Annotated in this window: 2 protein-coding genes; both read right to left on the bottom strand. The window is 44.7% G+C overall.

All coding sequences use genetic code 11. The annotated features are described in order from the left end of the window. A partial coding sequence (locus HNQ80_RS25425; protein WP_184314060.1) for a molybdopterin-dependent oxidoreductase occupies positions 1-3389 on the bottom strand: 3389 nt, incomplete at its 3' end. Positions 3390-3408: 19 nt separating this feature from the next. Further along, positions 3409-3863 (bottom strand): NADH-ubiquinone oxidoreductase-F iron-sulfur binding region domain-containing protein (locus tag HNQ80_RS25420; RefSeq protein WP_184314058.1); only part of this gene is annotated, 455 nt, incomplete at its 5' end.

Below are 3863 nucleotides of genomic sequence, written 5' to 3'. Positions count from 1 at the left end.
TTATCTATTTTAAAGTAGTCATGGTTTTGTATGGATATTTCGTGTAAAATCTGGTCTGGATCTGTGTATTCCATATTTGTACTCAATGCATTGGCAAGTTTCTCTATTATCTGCCAGTTTTCAAGTCCTGAGGCTGGCGGGATGGCTTGATGTAGTCTCTGAATTTTCCGCTCAGCGCTTGTATAGGTTCCCCTTGATTCTGCAAAGCTTGCTGCTGGCAGGACCACATCGGCAGCCATGGCCGTCTCTGTCAGATGGGTGTCTTGTACCATCAGGAAGTTTAGGCTTTGTAAATCGGCCAGGGGTATATCTTCTCCAAACACAAGGAGTCCTTTGATTTCTTTTGCTTGGATTTTTTTCATGATTTCTTGGGAATCTTTTGTTTGTACAATATCGGCTATGCCTTGGCTGTTATTTTTGGGCTTTAGCTGGATCATTCCACTTCTTGGCTTTCCTATATGGCCTGTGATCACGGCGATGTTGGCAAGCATTTTGGCGCCATCGACACTTATCTCATTTTGTTCGAAGACAATCATGGATTTTTTGGATTTTCCATAGATCTCTGCGATCTCTTTGGCGGTATCGCTGATTGTAATTGCTTCTAAGCTTTGTTTGAATTCTTCTAAACCAGTCGCTTGATCTTCTTTCGGCGTAAATCCGCTTTCTAATAAAGCTTTTGCGATTTCCTTCAAAAAGTTCACTTGATTCGTCGGCGTAACTTTTTTATGGGCCCATTCGTCGGCTTGGGATTGGAATGGGTTGATGACCATCAGCTTGGCTCCATGTTCTACAGCTTTCTTGATTTTTAGTCCCACAATGGTGTGATGCTTCATAACATCTGAACCAATTAGAAGGATGGTTTCTGTGGAAAGGAGTTCATCAAAGGTGTTTGTGGAAGCATCGTAGCCTAAGACGTCTTTGATTCCGCCATGTACTTGGTTAAAGCAGCCAATATTTTCTGTCTTTAGCACTTGTCGTCCTAACTTGGATGCCAGGTATATCTCTTCGTTGGTATATCGATCGGATATGGATATGCCAAGGGAATTGCTACCATAGAGTAAAGTCAAGCTCTGGGCCTTCTTGGCTGTATAGAGCAGGGCTTCTTCCCATGGAACTTCTTCAAAGGTTCCATTTTTTCGAATCATAGGCTTGGTCAATGGTTTGCCTTTCTGGGCTATATCAAATCCAAATCTTCCTTTGACACACAAAAGTCCTTGGTCTACTGTTTCCTTTCCATTGGGCAGCGCGCGAATCAATAGGGTTCCTTTTGTATGCAAGTTCATATTGCAACCCACACTGCAATGGGCACAAACGGTATGGGTCTCTTTGGCTTCTACTGGAACGGCCTTCTGGATAGGGAGTCGTTCTTGGAGGGCGCCCGTAGGACAGACGCTGATGCATTGGCCGCAGCTGATACAGCCTGTTTCTTTTAATGGCAAATCTAGGGCTGGCTTTACAATGGTATCAAATCCTCTTTCTATCAAGCCCAGGGCACCGATGCCCATCATTTCATCGCATATTCTTACGCATAAACCACAAAGAATACATTTGTCTGCATTCCGCAGGATAAATGGATGTTCATCTTGCCACTGGCGCTTATGCACTTCTCCTGATAATCTCTCTGGCTGTACTTCGTATTCATTGGCGTACTTAAAGAGGCTGCATTCAAATACATCGTGGCATCCACATTCTAAGCACCGCATGGCATCTGCCTTTGCAGATTCTTCATCATAGCCTTCTACGACTTCTTCAAAGCTTCTTTTTCTTACTTCTGATGATAGGTGGGGCATTGAAGGTCTATGGGCCTTCGGCCGGTCTGCAAAATCTTCTGGGGCCAGGTCATGTCTTTCTACATAGAAGGGTGTTTTGTAGGGGATAATCTCTCCTTCTAAGTATCTGCAAATGACTTCCGCTGCTTTTTTGGCTTCGCCAATAGCTTGTATGGCAATGGCTGCTCCTTTGTTGGTTGCATCTCCTCCAGCAAATACGCCTGGGAGATTTGTAAGGAAGGTATGTTCATCGGCATAGATGGTTCCACTTGACGTTTTCTCAATATCATCAAAGCCTATGCCATCAACCATTTGACCGATGGAGGAAATGACGGAGTCAACTTCGATGATTTCTTCTTCTCCTTCAATGGGCACAGGTTGGCGTCGGCCGCTTTTGTCTGGCTCTCCCTGCTTCATTTTCTGTAGTCTTATTTTGGATACCTTCCCATCCTGCCCTATGATTTCAATGGGACTTACTAAGAACTTAAAAGTAATTCCCTCTTCTTCTGCTTCTTTGATTTCAACTTTTTCAGCTGGCATCTCTTCTTTTGTTCTACGATAGAGGGCATATACTTCCTTAGCGCCTAATCGAATGGCCGTTCTACAGGCATCCATGGCCGTATTTCCGCCGCCTACAACGGCGATTCGATCTCCTGTCTTTATGGGTTCATTCACAGCAAACTTTGTAAGGAAATCTATGCCTCCAATAACCCCTTCCAACTCTTCTCCCGGACAGTTTAATTTTGTGCTTCTCCATGCGCCAATGGAAACATATACTGCATCAAAGTGCTCCCGTATATAGCTTAAATCTACGTCTTTTCCAACACGAATGTTGGTTAACATTTTCACCCCCATTTTCTCAATAATGGCGATCTCTTTATTGAGTACTTCCTTGGGTAATCGATATTGGGGAATTCCATAGCGGAGCATCCCACCTAGTTCTGGCATGGCTTCATAGATTGCGATCTTGTGCCCTGCCTTTGCAAGGTAGTAAGCTGCCGTTAACCCACCTGGCCCACCGCCAATGATGGCCACACGCTTGCCTGTGGCGGGTTCAATCTCAGGCATGAAAACATTTTCATCCTTGAGGTCAATATCTGCAACAAATCGTTTCAACCATGCGATGGAGATAGGTTCTTCCACCAGTTGCCTTCTACAAGCATCCTCACAAGGATGAGGACATATTCTCCCAATGCTGGCTGGAAGGGGTAGTTGTTCCTTGATCAGTTCTAGGGCTTCGCGATATTGACCATTTGCAATTAACCCCACATACCCTTGACAGTCAGTGTTTCCTGGACAGGCAATGACGCAGGGAGGCCTGCAATCCCCTACATGATCTGTTAGCAGTAATTCCAGGGCAATCTTTCTTGATTCCTTCACCCTCTTTGTATCTGTGTTAATCACCATGCCTTCACTGGCTTCCGTGGCGCAGGCTCTCAGTAGTCGTGGTACGCCTTCTACCTCCACCACACATAGGCCGCAGGCCCCATAGGTATGAACCCTTTCGTCATGGCAAAGGGTAGGTATATGAATTCCGCTGGCTTTGGCTACTTCCAGGATTGTTTGACCCCTTTGTCCCATCATTTCTTTTCCGTTGATATTTACTCTAATTTTTGGCATATTCGTCCCCCTATCTCCTTTATTCCACTTCTACTGCATGAAAACGACAGACTTCCTTACATTTGCCACATTGGATACATGCTTCTTCAAGGATGGTGTATGGTTGCTTCCGTTCCCCTGTGATGGCTTGGACAGGACAGTTTTTTGCACATAATCCGCACCCGACACAATGCTGTGGAAGAATGGTATAGGTCAATAAACCCGTACACTGCTTCGCAGGACATTTCTTATCATAGATATGCTTTTCATACTCTCCTCTAAAGTACTGTATGGTGCTCAATACAGGATTGGGTGCTGTTTGACCAAGGCCACAAAGAGAGCCATCCTTTATTTTTAATCCCAACTCCTGAAGGAGTTCGATATCTCCGTCTTTTCCTTCCCCATTACAAATTCGTGTAAGAATTTCAAGCATTCGCTTGGTACCAATTCTACAGTGTATACACTTGCCACAGGATTCTTTTCGCGTAAAATCCA

It is taken from the genome of Anaerosolibacter carboniphilus (assembly GCF_014205875.1).
In the GTDB taxonomy this organism is placed as follows: Bacteria; Bacillota; Clostridia; order Peptostreptococcales; family Thermotaleaceae; genus Anaerosolibacter; species Anaerosolibacter carboniphilus.
Note: the sequence above shows the minus strand (reverse complement) of the source record. Positions and strands in the feature narration are given on the sequence as shown.